This is a genomic window from Variovorax sp. 3319, from assembly GCF_031456585.1.
GTDB classification, from domain to species: Bacteria; Pseudomonadota; Gammaproteobacteria; order Burkholderiales; family Burkholderiaceae_C; genus Variovorax; species Variovorax paradoxus_P.
The window spans coordinates 129,247-144,315 of sequence record NZ_JAVDUZ010000011.1; the positions used below are offsets into that span (position 1 = coordinate 129,247).

Sequence of the window (15,069 nt, forward strand, 5' to 3'; positions counted from 1 at the left end):
GTCTCCTTGCAGTTGTGTCAGGCCGCCGACCATCCAGCGATCAACGCCTGGGCTCGACGGGTCAGCTCCTCGATGCCGATGCCCGGCGCATACAGGCTGGATCCGATGCCAACGCCTGCGGCACCCGCGCTCTTGTAGGAGCCGATGTTGTTGGCGTTGACGCCGCCGACGCTGAACATCGGGGTGCCGGCAGGAAACACGGGGGTCCATGCGCGCAGGGCGGCGGTGCCGAGCAGTTCGGAGGGGAAAAGCTTGAGCGCGTCGCATCCCGCGGCCAGCGCAGCAAAACCCTCGGTCGGCGTGGCGACGCCCGGCATCGAATACAGCCGGCGCTTTTTGGTTTGGCGCACCACCTGCGCATCGAAGTGGGGCGACAACACCAGCTGGGCGCCCGTGTCGGCGACGCGATCGACCTGCGCGGCGTCCATGACGGTGCCTGCTCCGACAGACAGGCGGTCACCGAATTCACGCACGAGGGCTTCGATGCTGACGAACGCTTGCGGGGAATTCAGCGGCACCTCGATGCAGCCGATGCCGCATGCCTCCAGCGCATGCCCCACCGCCAGCACTTCGCCGGGTGTGATGCCGCGCAAGATCGCAATGACGCCCTTCATGCGCGTTCCTTCACAAGCCCAGCTTCGACAGCGACGCGCCATTGGCCTCGGGTGGTCGCACCGTCGCTTGCCCGGCGCGAATCCACGCCGGCGATGCCGAGCGCGGTTTCGTATCGGCTGCACAAATCGTCGTCACCAAGCAGGGTGACGCAACGTTGGGGATGGCGCGCCGTCGCGCTCGCGATTTCCAGACCGATCAATATGCCCGAGAGGTAATCAGGCAAGCCCCGGGCGTCGATGTCTCCCATGAGACCGGCCGTGCGTGCCGCGAACATGACGTGCAGGGCGTTGCCATGCTGCGTCAAACCCAGTCTGACGCCTGCAGCAAAAGTATCGGGGCGTGTCGTCCCGAACTCCATGAGTCGTCCGAGGATGCCGTGCTTTGTCAGCAGGCCATAGAGCTCGCCGGTCATGAAAGTCTCGAAGCGATCGACCTTTCCGTCCTCGCCGAGCCAAGCCCATTTGCTGTGCGTGCCTGGCAGCACGCAGCAGTCGCCGGCGGACAGGCCCGCTCCCCACAGCTGGGTTTCCTCACCGCGCATGACATCGTGCACCGCGTCGGCGCCGAAGCAGCGGATACCGGGCACGATGTGCAGCACCGCGCCGGGTCTGACCTCGACTTTCACCAACTGTGCCGCGGCCGCCGGCAGGCTCGCCGGACAGGGGATATAGGGAGCCTCCTGCCAGCCCTGGCGGCTGCCGATCATGCCGCTCGCAATCAGGGGTACCGCATGCGTGTCGATCCAGTCACCGCACAGTGCCAGCAACGCGTCGGCGAAACGCCGCTCGGGCACGGCCATCACGCCGCCCGAAGCGCTGCGCGTTTCGAGCAGATCGCCATGCGCGTCGAGCAGGCTCGCGCGCAGGTTGGACGTGCCCCAGTCGATGGCAATCAACGACGCCTTCATTGCGAGCCGCCTTTCTTTCTGAGGAATTGCCAGACCTGGGGGGCGGGCTCGATGCCGAGCCCAGGCCCTTCAGGAAGGCGAAAAGCGCCGGCGTCACAACGCATGGCGGTCTGCATGTACTGCAGATTGCGGTCGAACACGGAGTGCTGGTACTCGTGCATCGGTGCGTTGGGTAGCGCCGCCGTCGCGTGCAGGCTCGCAGCCTGGTAGATGCCCAGCCCGATACTGGCGTGCGGAATCACTTTCATGTGAAAGGCATTGGCCATGCGCCCGATCTGCATGAACTGGCTGATGCCCGTGTGCCCCATCTCGGGCTGCACGATCGACATCGCGCGCCGCTCCAGACGCGGGCGGTACTCGAAGACGGTGCGCCACTCTTCTCCGAGTGCGAGTGGCACCCGTATGCTCGCGCCCACATGGGCTTGGCCCTCGATATCTTCCGGCTGGCAGGGGGCTTCGACAAAATAGGGGTTGTAGGGAGTGAGCTGGTCGATGAGCTGCACGGCTTCCTGTGCCGTGAACTTCCAATGCAGGTCGACCATCAGCTTGACCTTGTCGCCCAGGCCTTCGCGCAGCGCTCGCATCTCGGCCACGATGCCGTCGAACGATACGGCCGCGTGGTACTTGAAGGCGTCGAAGCCCCTGGCGACGAAGCTGCGCGCGAGTTCGAGCCGGGCCTCCAACGTCGCCCCCGGAAGACCGGACACATAGGCTGGCACGGTCTCGTGCCGCTGGCCGCCGAGCAGCTTCACGACGGGCTGGCCAACCAGCTTGCCGAACAGATCCCACACCGCGATGTCCACGCCGGCAATGGCGTCGACGTAGAACCCTCCGAAGAACCCGCGCACGCGCATCAGGTCATAGAGGTCTTCCTGGATCACCACCGCATCCCGGGGATCGCGCCCCACGATCACCGGACCGATCACGTCGTCGATGATGCTCGTGACCGCATCGGGCGCGACAATGCCGTAGGTCTCGCCCCAGCCGATCGTGCCGTCGTCGGCGGTGATCTTTATCAAGACGGACATGTCCGCCGATGGATAGATCGCCCGGTTTCCACTGCGCACGAGATAGCCGCGGTCGTTGATTTTTTCGCCGGGACCCAGGGGGCCGAGGTAGGGCGTATCGCGGGGCAGCGAGACTATGAAGCTCTCGACCTGCGCGATCTTTGCAACGCCGGTCATGGCAACTGGTCCTGCGGCAGCAGCAGGTCGTCTATGTCCGCCAGGAAGGCGTCGACGTCGGCCTGGTCCATCTCATCGAGCAGCGGCCCGGCCATACGTTGGCGGGTCTCGGCGATCAAGCCCCGTTTCTTGAGCACATATTTCGTCAGCGACCAGCGAAACACGGCCTGCACGTTCAAGACGGGCAGCATGCGCGTAAAAAGCGCGCGCACGCGGTCGGCATCGCCTTCGCGATGCGCCTTGAACAAGGCCGTATGCACTTCCGCCAATTCAATGGCCGGCATCGTTCCGGCGGCGCCCCGACGCAGCTCGTCGGTGATGTAGCGTCCCCCCGCGCCGCCGAAAACGCCCAGCAGGTTGGCAGGCGCCTTCGCGCGCAGTACCGAAAGGCGCTGACCGCTCGGCAATGTTTCTTCCTTGACGTAGCGGATCGACGGAACGGCCTCCAGAACTTGAATCAAAACCTCCGGGTCCAAGCCCGCGCCTACGGGAGGGGGCACGTTCTGCAACATGAGAACGGCGCCGCCGGCCGCCTTCGCCACTTCTTTGAAGTAGGCGATCTGCTCGGTCGCGTTTTTACGATCCGGCGGCACGGCCACCATCAGCGCCGCTGCCCCGCGCTCGGTTGCGGCGACGGCAAGGCGGACGGTGGTCGCAGCGTCGCTGCTCGAGACGCCCGCGATTACCGGCACCCGGCCCGCCACTTCGGTAAGCACAAGATCAACGAGCGCTTGTCGCTCTTCAACAGTCAGCTGCCCAACTTCGCTCGCGACGCCCGGGTAAGTCAGCCCGTCCACCCCGCACCGGAGCAGGTAGTCGACAAGCTTGCGCAGGGACGCCGTGTCGGGATTTCCTGCGGCGTCGAAAGGGGTTGGGAGAACGGGGAATACCCCCGTCAGTGAGGAATGCGCGGTCATGATCTCAACTTTTGTTCCGATGAATGGAATTATCGAGTTTCGACCCTAGTTCTTTATCCGTGTAAACACCTAGTTTCTATGTGCTTTTAGTCCGCTCAGGGGCGCCTGCGCCTGATTGCAGGACGTGAAAGCTTTCGACGCGGTGCCGTGAAATTCCATCTATCGGAAACGCCCTCGGGTCGACTGGTCGGCCGTCGCTCGAGTGATCAACTCACCTTGCACCGCTGGTTCTTCGCTGGCCTGCTGCGCTCGGCTGAACGCCACCGAACAACCCCTATCTCAGCTTGGCATCACCATCAGTGCTACGACCTCATGGCGTCTTTCGAGGCGTGAGACCCGCCGGGCCCTCGGCGTCGCCTGCCGCAGTTCAGTACGTCACGTTGACCGTGACGACGTCGCGGTAGCTGTCCGGCCGCACGTTGGCGCTGACGCCCAGAACGCGGCCATACAAGGTCAATGCCTGGACTGCGCCGCTGCCGGTGCCCGCAGCGGTGTTGGTGCCTGTGACGCTTCCCCAGACGTTGGTGCGGGCGGCATTGCGGTAGAGCCGATAGGGCACGGTGTCGGTGTTGCCGGGCACGCCGCCTGTTGGCGTCATCGTTCCTGCGCCGGTCGTCGAGCCGTTCGAAGGAGTCAGCGCGACCGTGTACGGGGTGGGCGTGGTGCAGGTGACGCTGATCGTGCTGGTCTGGTCCCTGTCGGCCTGGCCCGGCAAACCGTTGATGGTGCCGAAGTTCAGCGGATCGGCGGTGACGAGGCAGCTCTTGGCCACCGTCGCGCTGACCACAAAGGGAAACTTGCCCGGCAGGACGGTGTTGCACGTCGGCGGCATGCCGAAGGTGCTCGTCGAGAGCGTGATCGAAGTGTGCTCGCCGGCGAAGTTGTCCTGGTATGCACCCGGAGGCACCGCGCCCTGCAGGGGAAGCAGTTCCCCGCGCATCGTGGTGCTTCCGGTTACGCGTCCGAGGCCACCGAAAAGCGTCCACGGCGGAATGCTCACCGTGGCGACGAAAGGATTGGGCACCGCCGCGTTGCCGTTCGAACCCCAGACCGTGCCGCCGGTCGCCTGGTAGAGCTGGAACCGCAAGGTGTTTCCGGCGGCGCTTTTCATGACGCGCGGATTGAAGTTTCCGAGGCCTTCGTTGCCGTCGCCGACGTTGAAGCAAACCCTGGCTTGTTCGGTGAGCAGCCCGTCGTTCGTGCAGGTGTAGTTGAGGGTGGCGTTGGCGGGTGAGGGCGTGTCCCCGGTGACCAGTTCGACTGTGCCGAATGCCAGGTTCGTCATCGCCGCCGTGCAGTTGACCGCCGCCTGCGCGCCGCTTGCCGGCAGCAACCACAGCAGCGCGCAAAGCAGGGGCATACCGAGTGCCTGAAGATTCCGGGTGAGGAAGATCCTCATGGTGCCTTGGCCTCTCTGGTACAGCGCAGCGGCCCGATCTGCGGAATTCCGGCGCCGTCCTTGCGATAGTCGAAGCTCGCGCGGCACCCGCCGGCGGGCGTCTGTACCTCGAGGGTGTTGCGGGGCTGCAGCGTCTCGAGGTACACGGCGCCGTCGAAGCCCACCAGGGCGGGTTCGCCGCCATTGGCGCTGACCCGGCTGCCCAGCGGCAGCGGCTTGCCTGCTTCGTCCACCAAAATGAGCGCGGCCGCGCTGATGGGCGTAATGCCGAAGCGCACCAGCGTGCCTGCCCGGTCGCTCGGCGTGGCGACGGTCTTCACGCGTTCGATCCTTACGTCCGCAGGCAACTGCATCGGGTCGATGGACAGCTGGTTGTTCTGATAGGCCCGCAGTGGTGCCACCAGCAGCATGCCGTTGCCGTCGGTGGTGCCGATGTCCCGGTTCTCCAGCCTCACCGGCACGCCGGCGATGCCATCCGTGGAGACCACCGCGAAGGCATCGTCGATGCGCCGGGCCGCGAACGGCTGGCCGCCCATGAACACGATGGAGCCGGTGGCGCCGGCGTATGCATAGCGGGTGTCTCCGAGCACGCTGATGCCGGCCATGGCGCGGCCATAGCGGCCCAGGTAGTCGATCTCGGCCTGGCCCCCGTTCTGGCCGCCGCCCTGGCGCAGGCCGGCGCGCCAGCCGAAGCCGCCTTCGCCGGGCGTGGAGCTCTGCGCGTCGGCCGTGTAGACGTTGCGGTTGCCTTCGCGCTGAAGTCCGGCGCTGGCTGTGACATTGCCGTCCAGCACCCAGGTAAACCCCACGAAGAGACTCCGCTCCCTTCGGTCATCGAGGTTCTGGTTGAGGCTGACGTTCACCGAAGCGCTGCGCCCGAACGACTTGAACCAGTAGACGCTGGCCAGCCGAGTCGCTTGCTGCGTGGGATAGCGAAGGTAAAGGTAGCTGAGGCCGAAGCTGCCAAGATCGTCGGTGGTGTAGCCGATCGAGGCCCGGCCCGAGCCGCGCGGCGGCGGCCCGCCGTAGAGCGATGCCACGTCGCGGTACTCGCCGCGCGTGCGGGTGCCTTCGACGGCGAAATTGAACTGGTTGTCGCGCCAGCTGTAGCCCAGGTTCATCAGAGAACCCTGCTCTTTGCCGTAGCTGCTGTGCGCCACGGCGCCTGACAGCACGCCGCCCTGGCCGAGCAGCCAAGCGCCACCGATGCCGCCTTTGACGAGGCCGTGCGTGGCTTCGCCATGCGCTTCGAGCGTGAAGCTGTTGCTCAAGCCGTAGCGCCAGGTGCCGCTGGCCGCGGGTTCACTGCCGTACTCGAACGAGCGCAGGCCGTAATCCTTGCGCACCATGCCCAGGTCGACGGACCAGTCGGACAGCCCCTCTTGCAGCAGCCGCTGGGTGTCGTAGAGCGAAAAATCCAGCGTGGTGGCGCGGCCGAAGGCGTCGGTGAGCACCACCTGCGCGTTGCCGGCACCGTTGATGCTGGGCACCGTCTTGAGCTGGAAAGGTCCGGCCGGCACCTGGCCCGAGTACTGGCGAAGCCCGTTGATGTAGAGCTCCACCTGCGAGGGCAGCGTGGCCGACCCCAGGAACGCCGGCAGCGGCGTGGTGCTGCGATACGGTTGCAGCGCAAAGTTGCGCGAAAGCTGGATGCCGCCGATGCGGGTGGAGCGCGACCACGGCAGCGACGCCGTGGTGGTGTCGCCCACGCGAAGCGTGAGCATGTCGTCGGGGAACGACTTGCTCCAGGTGGTGTCGAGCCGCACGGAGTCGTGTCGCCAGACCTCTCCGGGAAGGCGTGCCGCGCGGGACATCATCGTGTTGCTGAGCACCGCGCTGCCGCTGAAGGCGCGCAGCTCGGTCAGCGCGTTGAGGCTCGACGTGTTGTTGCGGCCTTGTGTGCCATAGAGGTCGTAGTTGAGGACCACACCGCGCGATGTGCTGGCTTCTTGCGCTGTCACCGTCGAAGTGTCGACCACGGTCATGGGCAGGCGCAGAACGTCGGCCGAGGCGTTGATCGCGACGCTCTGGCCTGCGGCGTCGTAGCTGGCCTGCACGCCTGGCAGGCTATTAAGCCGTACCGGATCGGCCGTGCCGGCCGGCAGCACGAAGCCCAGCTGCCGCAATGTGGCGGCGCTGGCCCAGAGCTCTTTGCCGCGCAGGCCGAAGTGCACCAGGCCGCGCGGATTGCCGTTGAGGGTCAGTTCCAGATAAAGGTCGGTGCCGCCGGGGCCGGCGAGATCGCCATCCCCCGCGGGTGCGACAGATGGCGCGCCCGAGCCGCCTGCGGCATTCTCGGCCTGAGCGGCGAAAGGCATCATCAGACCGGAAAGAAGCAGCAGTGGCAGCAGGCGCTCAGCGCGCGCGCGGGAGCGGCGGGATGTTTTCCTGCGTCGCGTTGCCATTGATCTTGGTTTCCAGAACGCCCCCCGGCGCGAATGCTTCCGCGGGAGTCTTCAGCGGCCAACGCATGCGAGCGCCCGGTAGCACGTAGCCCATCAGGCCGGCGTGTACCGGTGTGCGGCGGCCGGCGGTGTCGACAAATTCCAGGTCGGCGAGTTGGGCGTGCATGCCCCCCCTGTTCGCCACTTCGAGCACCGCCTGGCCTTCTTCCCGGCGCAGCGACCAGGCGAGCTGGGGGGCCGGTGACTGTGCGGTAGGCGCGATGAAGATGGGCACCGAATAGCGCAGCACCAGCTGCAGGCCCTTCTTTTCCTTCATCTCGACCGGCAGCTCATCGATGATGACCCGGTACGAGCCCTCGACCGTACCGGCAGTGGCGCCGGTGCGGATGACGCGAATCAGCTGCCGCGCGGACGCGTCGAGCTGCACCATCGGCGGACTTACAAAAAGTTCGCGCGAAGGTGTGAGCTTTTCGGCGCCGTTTTCCTGCGCCCAGTGGTAGACCCGCACCTGCGCATGCACCACCGTGTCGCCGGTGTTGCTGAGCCACAGGCCGTCGGCGTTCTGCGCAGGCTGCAGCGTCAGTGTGACGGGAGACACCTGCAGTCCGCTTGCCGAGGCGAACGCGTGCGCCCAGGCGAGCGCGAGGACTGCGGCGCAGCCCAGCAGGCGGCGCACCGGCAATCGATCAGTAGTTGACCTGGACCGTCACCGTGTCGGCATAGGCGCCGGGTGTCACATTGGCGTTGGCGATGGTGGCAAACACCGGGATAGTCTGCGCCGCACCGGTGCCGGTGCCGGCCACGCCATTACCTACCGCCGTCGGCGTGGCGGTGCTGCCCCAGACCGGGCCCGTCGCGCTCACCGAGCGCAGTTGGTAAGCCACCGTGTCAGGACCCGCCACGGCGGGGGCCATCACGCCGGCGCCGGTGGTGCTGTTGTTCGAAGGGAGCAGGCCGACGTTGTAGGGCGTCGACTTGGAGCAGGTCACGCTGATGTTGCTGTTGGCGGTCAACCCGGTGGCGGAAGAATCGACTGTGCCGAAATTGATGTTGGACCCTGCACCTGCGGTGACCGAGCAGGCCTTGGCCACATTGATCAGTACCTGGAACGTGGAGGTCGACGTGGCGGCCAAAGCGGCGCTGGTGACTGTTGCGGCAACGATCGCTGTGGCAGCGAGGGTGAGTTTTTTCATGAGGGCGGCAAGCAGGAGATGTGAAAAGGAGCTGCCAATGATGCGGACAAGGCCTGATGAACCGCCTTTGCCGGATAGTAGATAAGTTCGCGAATTTTTCGCTTCGATACGCTTCTTGCAAAAGTGTGCGCAAAATCCAGCGGACCGTTGGCTGTCGTCCACACAGATGTTCCCGCCGCGCTCCTAGCACGCCGGGCGCTTCCCGGCACCTTCAGCTGCGGTATGGGCGAATGTGATCCAGTTCGGATTCGATGACGCCGCGCACAACATCCTTGAAGGCTGACGCAAGCCGGGAATGAGGCGCATCGGGTGCGAGCAGGAGCGCAAGGCGCACCGTAATGGCAGGCTTGAAGGTTCGCACCTCGAAATCGAGATGGCGCTGCTCCTCGAGCGCCGCCAGCGGATTGATCACGCTTACGCCCAGACCCGCAGCGACCAGCGAACAGACGGAGGCCCCCAGGTCGGACTCCAGCACCGTTCGGGTTTTGACCCCTGCGGCGGCCAACACCTGATCGATGCGTTCCCTCGGGCCGCTGCCCAGCGGGAACGAGATGAAGGCTTCGCCGTCGAGGTCCGACGCATGAACCCGTTTGGCCCGGGCCAGACGATGCTTCCCCGGAAGCAGCGCAACGCAATCCATACTCAGCAGCGTTTCGACGCGCATGCCGGGTGGATCCTCGCCATACAGGATGGCGAGGCCCAGGTCGCACAGGCCCGAGCTCACCCATGTGTCGACGGTTGTGGCCGCACCTGAGTGGATCGTGACGAGTGTCTCGGGGTGCTCGCGCTTGAACCGGACGACCGCCTGGCTGAGGACGCCTCCGGCAATTCGCGCCATGGCGGCCACCGCCAGGCGGTCGCCACCGAACGTACGGATGTTCGATGCCGCAGACTCCAGGCCCTGCAGCCCGGCGAATGCCTTCTCGACCTCCTGGAAGAAGCGCTTTCCTTCGAGCGAAGGCGCCAGGCGCGTGCCGCTGCGTTCGAAAAGCGCAAACCCGATGATCGCCTCCAGCTGCGAAATGAGGCGGCTCACCTGGGGCTGCGACGTGTGAAGCCGGCGCGAGGCTTCGGTCATCGACCCCGTCTGCACGACCACCCGGAAGGCCTCGATGTGCTTCAAGGTCATGCGTCGGCTGCTCATTTCTGCGCGATGCGAGCCAGATCAACGGGCTCCACCTTAACGCGACCCCGTGGACGGCCCCCGCATGAGAAACTACCAGCTTGATGTAGCCGATGTCCATGCTGATGGCGACGGGGACGGCACCGTCCTTGGCGTGGTCCTTGCCGAACTGGATGAGCCGCTCGCGCGTAAGGTCCTTCAGCTTGCTCAGCCTCGTGTCGTGTTCAGCGCATCGACGGTGGAGGCCTTGGAACGCCGGGGCGCTCGCCGCACTCCCTTCATCCTTGTGCCGCCAGAAGGTTTCGCTCGTGTAGATACTCTTGCGGCGGACCCGCGCGCAATTGCGGGACAGACGGGTGTTTGGGAATGCACAAGAGCGTGCAGACGAGGGGTTCCAAGTGTATGAGTGATACCAGTAAGCTATTGAAATTAAAAGAGAAAATCGTTTCTGTCGCTCCCATGATGGACTGGACCGACCGTCACTGCCGGTACTTCCATCGCCTGTTGTCGCGCCACGCGCTGCTCTATACCGAAATGGTGACCACGGGCGCGCTGGTGCATGGCGACGTCCCCCGTCACCTGCGCTTCAACGCCGAAGAACATCCGGTGGCCTTGCAGCTGGGCGGCAGCGAGCCGGCCGACCTGGCGCATTGCGCCAAGCTGGGCGAAGAGTGGGGCTACGACGAGATCAACCTCAACTGCGGTTGCCCGAGCGAGCGTGTGCAGCGCGGAGCCTTCGGCGCCTGCCTGATGGCCGAGCCGGCGCTGGTGGCCGACTGCGTAAAGGCGATGGTCGACGTGGTGGACGTGCCGGTTACGGTCAAGCACCGCATCGGCATCGACAAGATCGAGAGCTACGAGTTCGTACGCGACTTTGTCGGCACGGTGAGCGAGGCCGGGTGCAACACGTTCATCGTCCATGCGCGCAATGCATGGCTGCAGGGGCTCAGCCCAAAGCAGAACCGCGAGATTCCGCCGCTGCGCTATGAGTTGGTGCACCGGCTCAAGCACGACTTTCCGGCGCTGGAGCTTTCGATCAATGGCGGCATCTCGACCAACGCCCAGGTGCACGAGCATTTGCGGCTTCTCGATGGCGTGATGGTGGGGCGTGAGGCTTATCACAACCCCTGGTGGCTGGCCGAATGGGATGCCGAGTTCTTTGGCGCGGGGCCGCAACCGCTCACGCGTGAAGAGGTGGAATCGCTGATGTGCGACTACATGGTTCGCGAGGCGGCGGAGCACGGCACGCAGTGGTCGTCTATTGCGCGGCACATGCTGGGTTTGCGCAACGGCCTGCCTGGTGCGCGTCGCTGGCGGCAGGTGTGGAGCGACCATCGGCTCAAGTCACGCCCGCCGCACGAGGTGATGGCGCTGGCACACGAACCCACAGCCCAGGCCGCCTAGCCAAGGTGTAACAGGCCGCGAAGCCGCTTGCAGCGCGGGTTTCGCCGTACAGCAACACCGAGTGTTCCAAAATGATAATGATTGACTAGGGGCTGCGACTTTTCAACTTTTCTGCTGAAGAATCAATAAACGCTAATAAACAGGGGTTTCGATTCATGAATGAAGCGGCGGGGAGCAAAGAAGAAGTCAGCGCGCTTGGTCGAGGACTTGCCTTGCTCAAGGTCATCGGAATGGCGTCGGCGCCGATGAGCAATCGCCAGCTGGCCGACACCACGGGCCTGCCCAAGGCAACGGTGTCGCGCCTTACGGCAACGCTGGTGAGCGCGGGTTACCTGCGGCAGTCGCAAGACAGCGAGCGATTCAGCCTCGGCCCGGCGCTGCTCGACATGAGCAGCCGCTACCTTCGCCATTTCGACCTGCGCACCGTGGCCCGGCCCCATCTGGCAGAGCTGTCGGAGTTTGCGGGCGCCAGTGTCCATGTGGCGGTGCGCGACGAGCTGGACATGCTCGTCATCGATTCGCTTCGCCCGCGTTCGGCGCTCATCAGTTCGCGGCTCGAGGTGGGCACGCGCATGAGCATCGTCACCTCGGCCGCCGGCCGCGCTTCCCTTGCGGCATTGCCCTCGGCCGAACGGGCCGCGGTGCTCGAGAAGATCCAGCAGGAAAGCGGTGAAAGCTGGGCCTCCATCGAACCCCGCCTCATGGCCGGCATCGACGAATACTCACGCCTGGGCTATTGCAGCTCGTTCGGTGAATGGCATCCGCATATCCATGCCATCGGCTTTGCGCTGCAAGGGCCGCACGGCGAGCGCTACGGCGTGAGCTGTGGCGGCCCGGCCTACCTGCTGCCGAAGGACGTGATGCTCTCGCGCGTGGTGCCGCGCCTGCTCGAAGTGGCCCAGCGCATTTCTGCCGAAAGCGGAACCGCGAACCCGGACTAGCCCCGGCTCGCCGCCCCTCGCTATAAGGGGTCTAGACGGCTGCCTCCAGGCCGTTCCTGAAGTGCTCGCGCATGCGGGCCATGGCGGCAGTGGCGTCCCGCGCCTCGATGGCCGCCATCATCGAGCGGTGCTCCGCCAGCGACTCGGCAATGCGGCCTTCCTTCAGCAGCGAGTTGTGGCGGTTGAGCTTCATCACCTTGCGCAGGTCGGCCACCATCTGGTCGCGCCACTTGTTGTTGGCAATGGCCAGAAGGCGCATGTGAAAGCGCTCGTTCAGCGCAAAGAAGTGCTCGCGGTTTTCCTTGCCCGGCGCACCGGCCGCCTCCAGCTCGGCGTGCAACGCCTTCAGCTCGGCGCGCTGGGCGTCTGTGGCGCACTCGGCCACCACGCCGGCTGCATCGCTCTCGAGCAGCGAAAGCAGGTGATACACATCGGCCAGGTCTTGTTCGGAGACTTCGGTCACGTAGGCACCGCGCCGTACCTTCATGGTGACCAGGCCTTCGGCCGCCAGCACCTTCAGGGCTTCGCGCAGCGGGGTGCGGCTGATGCCGTATTCCTCGGCCAGCTTGAGTTCGTCGATCCAGCTGCCGGGCTCGAGCTCGCGGCGGAAGATCCGCTGGCGCAGCAGCTCGGCCACCTCTTCGTAGAGGGCGCGCGGGGTAAGGGTGACGGCGGACATGGGCCGGACTGTACCGCAAAAATGGTGTTTGAATTAATAATTATGGATGGGTTAGACTTGCTGCGGCTTGCAAATTCCTTGCAGGCGAATTTGCGACTACCCTGCAAGACACTGCAAAACGGCCCCTCATGAGCAGCACACCCGAACCCACCTTCAAGCCTGCCAACCTCGACGACTGGGCCAAGGCCGCCGCCAAATCGGCGCCGGGTGGCGACGTGAACGCGCTCAACTGGCTCACGCCCGACGGCATCTCCGTGAAGCCGCTCTACACCGCAGCCGATCTGCAGGGCCTGAAGTACACCGACACGCTACCCGGCTTCGAGCCCTACCTGCGCGGCCCGCAGGCCACCATGTACGCGGTGCGCCCCTGGACGATTCGCCAGTACGCGGGCTTTTCGACCGCTGAAGAGTCGAATGCCTTCTATCGCAAGGCATTGGCCGCTGGCGGGCAGGGCGTGAGCGTAGCGTTCGACCTGGCCACCCACCGCGGCTACGACAGCGACCACCCGCGCGTGACGGGCGACGTGGGCAAGGCCGGCGTGGCCATCGATTCGGTCGAGGACATGAAGATCCTGTTCGACCAGATCCCGCTGGACAAGGTGAGTGTGTCGATGACGATGAACGGCGCCGTGCTGCCGGTGCTGGCGGGCTACGTGGTTGCGGCCGAAGAGCAGGGCGTGGCGCAGGACCAGCTGAGCGGAACCATCCAGAACGACATCCTCAAGGAGTTCATGGTCCGCAACACCTACATCTTTCCGCCCGCGCCGAGCATGCGGATCATCGGCGACATCATCGAGTACACGGCGCAGAAAATGCCCAAGTTCAACTCGATCTCGATCAGCGGCTATCACATGCAGGAAGCCGGCGCCAACCAGGCGCTGGAGCTGGCCTTTACGCTGGCCGACGGCAAGGAATACGTGAAGACCGCGCTGGCCAAGGGGCTCGACGTCGACGGCTTTGCCGGGCGCCTGAGCTTCTTCTGGGCCATTGGCATGAACTTCTACCTCGAGGTGGCCAAGATGCGTGCGGCGCGCCTTTTGTGGTGCCGCATCATGAAGGAGTTCAACCCCAAGAACCCCAAGAGCCTGATGCTGCGCACCCACTGCCAGACCTCGGGCTGGTCGCTCACCGAGCAAGACCCGTACAACAACGTGGTGCGCACCACCATCGAGGCCATGGCCGCGGTGTTCGGCGGCACGCAAAGCCTGCACACCAACGCGCTCGACGAAGCCATTGCGCTGCCCACCGAGTTCAGCGCCCGCATCGCGCGCAACACGCAGCTCATCATCCAGGAAGAAACGCACATCACCAACGTGATCGACCCCTGGGCCGGCAGCTACATGATGGAGAAGCTCACGCAGGACATGGCCGATGCGGCCTGGGCCATCATCGAAGAGGTCGAAGCCATGGGCGGCATGACCAAGGCGGTGGACAGCGGCTGGGCCAAGCTCAAGATCGAAGCGGCCGCTGCAGAGAAGCAGGCACGCATCGACTCGGGCAAGGACGTGATCGTGGGCGTCAACAAGTACAAGCTCAAGACCGAAGACGCAATCGACAGCCTCTCGATCGACAACGTGAAGGTGCGCGAGCAGCAGGTGGCGCGGCTTACGATGCTCCGCTCTTCGCGCGACACCGCCAAGGTGCAGGCCGCGCTAAATGCGTTGACCGAGGCCGCCGAGAACGGCACGGGCAACCTGCTCGCCCTCAGCATCGATGCGGTGCGCCTGCGCGCCACGGTGGGCGAGATTTCCGACGCGCTTGAAAAATCATTCGGCCGCCATCGGGCCGACACGCAAAAGGTGACCGGCGTGTACGCTGCTGCCTACGACTCCGCCGAGGGCTGGGAAGCCCTCAAGACCGAAATCAACGCCTTCGCCGAAGAGCAGGGGCGCCGTCCGCGCGTGATGATCTCCAAGCTGGGGCAAGACGGGCACGACCGCGGCGCCAAGGTGGTCGCCACGGCCTTTGCCGACCTGGGCTTCGACGTGGACATGGGGCCGCTGTTCCAGACGCCCGAAGAATGCGCGCGCCAGGCCATCGAGAACGACGTTCATGCCGTGGGTGTGAGCACCCTTGCAGCCGGCCACAAGACGCTTGTGCCGGCCATCATCGACGAGCTGAAGAAGCAGGGCGCGGACGACATCATCGTGTTCGTCGGCGGCGTGATTCCGCGGCAGGACTACGACTTTCTGTACGAGGCCGGCGTCAAGGGCATCTATGGCCCGGGCACGCCGATTCCGGCCAGCGCGAAAGACGTGCTGGAGCAGATTCGCGCAGCGGTCTCGGCCTGATCGGGACGCGA

At 65.1% G+C, this 15,069-nt stretch carries 13 protein-coding genes; 3 read left to right on the top strand and 10 right to left on the bottom strand.

Features of this window, described 5'->3' with window-relative positions:
- Positions 1-17 precede the first annotated feature (17 nt).
- From J2X67_RS21640 to J2X67_RS21680, 9 genes are all read right to left on the bottom strand, one after another.
- Positions 18-614, bottom strand: coding sequence for a 2-dehydro-3-deoxy-6-phosphogalactonate aldolase (locus J2X67_RS21640; RefSeq protein ID WP_309956353.1), 597 nt, complete (start codon positions 612-614; stop codon positions 18-20).
- Positions 611-1,522: a 2-dehydro-3-deoxygalactonokinase gene (locus J2X67_RS21645; RefSeq protein WP_309956355.1), complete on the bottom strand. Its 912-nt coding sequence runs from the start codon at positions 1,520-1,522 to the stop codon at positions 611-613. The genes J2X67_RS21640 and J2X67_RS21645 overlap by 4 nt, the downstream gene beginning before the upstream one ends.
- Positions 1,519-2,706, bottom strand: coding sequence for a mandelate racemase/muconate lactonizing enzyme family protein (locus J2X67_RS21650; protein ID WP_309956356.1), 1,188 nt, complete (start codon positions 2,704-2,706; stop codon positions 1,519-1,521). Before J2X67_RS21650 ends, J2X67_RS21645 begins: the two co-directional genes overlap by 4 nt.
- On the bottom strand, positions 2,703-3,623 hold the full coding sequence (locus tag J2X67_RS21655; RefSeq protein ID WP_309956358.1) for a dihydrodipicolinate synthase family protein: 921 nt from the start codon (positions 3,621-3,623) through the stop codon (positions 2,703-2,705). Before J2X67_RS21655 ends, J2X67_RS21650 begins: the two co-directional genes overlap by 4 nt.
- Positions 3,624-3,990: 367 nt before the next feature.
- A complete protein-coding gene (locus J2X67_RS21660) occupies positions 3,991-5,022 on the bottom strand; it encodes a spore coat U domain-containing protein (protein WP_309956360.1) in 1,032 nt (343 codons plus the stop codon).
- Entirely contained in the window at positions 5,019-7,340 is a 2,322-nt protein-coding gene (locus J2X67_RS21665; protein WP_309956362.1) for a fimbria/pilus outer membrane usher protein, read from the bottom strand. The genes J2X67_RS21660 and J2X67_RS21665 overlap by 4 nt, the downstream gene beginning before the upstream one ends.
- 37 nt (positions 7,341-7,377) lie before the next feature.
- Complete coding sequence (locus tag J2X67_RS21670) at positions 7,378-8,103, bottom strand: molecular chaperone (RefSeq protein WP_309956363.1); 726 nt, start codon at positions 8,101-8,103, stop codon at positions 7,378-7,380.
- Positions 8,104-8,113: 10 nt separating this feature from the next.
- Positions 8,114-8,620, bottom strand: a complete 507-nt coding sequence (locus J2X67_RS21675) for a spore coat protein U domain-containing protein (RefSeq protein WP_309956366.1) — start codon at positions 8,618-8,620, stop codon at positions 8,114-8,116.
- 211 nt (positions 8,621-8,831) lie between these two features.
- Positions 8,832-9,749 (bottom strand): LysR substrate-binding domain-containing protein, encoded by a 918-nt coding sequence (locus J2X67_RS21680; RefSeq protein ID WP_309956368.1) that lies wholly within the window; start codon positions 9,747-9,749, stop codon positions 8,832-8,834.
- Positions 9,750-10,145: 396 nt separating this feature from the next.
- Here J2X67_RS21680 and dusA point away from each other — a divergent pair, with 396 nt between their 5' ends.
- On the top strand, positions 10,146-11,147 hold the full coding sequence (dusA, locus tag J2X67_RS21685; protein ID WP_309956370.1) for a tRNA dihydrouridine(20/20a) synthase DusA: 1,002 nt from the start codon (positions 10,146-10,148) through the stop codon (positions 11,145-11,147).
- 155 nt (positions 11,148-11,302) lie between these two features.
- The gene (locus J2X67_RS21690; protein ID WP_309956373.1) at positions 11,303-12,088 is read left to right on the top strand and encodes an IclR family transcriptional regulator; all 786 of its coding nucleotides are present in this window, start codon (positions 11,303-11,305) and stop codon (positions 12,086-12,088) included.
- Between the two features lie 31 nt (positions 12,089-12,119).
- Here J2X67_RS21690 and J2X67_RS21695 read toward each other — a convergent pair whose 3' ends face one another.
- Positions 12,120-12,767: a GntR family transcriptional regulator gene (locus J2X67_RS21695; RefSeq protein WP_309956375.1), complete on the bottom strand. Its 648-nt coding sequence runs from the start codon at positions 12,765-12,767 to the stop codon at positions 12,120-12,122.
- A 128-nt stretch (positions 12,768-12,895) separates the two neighbouring features.
- Between J2X67_RS21695 and scpA the strand changes: the two genes are divergently transcribed.
- The gene (scpA, locus tag J2X67_RS21700) at positions 12,896-15,058 is read left to right on the top strand and encodes a methylmalonyl-CoA mutase (protein WP_309956377.1); all 2,163 of its coding nucleotides are present in this window, start codon (positions 12,896-12,898) and stop codon (positions 15,056-15,058) included.
- The last annotated feature ends 11 nt before the right edge of the window (positions 15,059-15,069 follow it).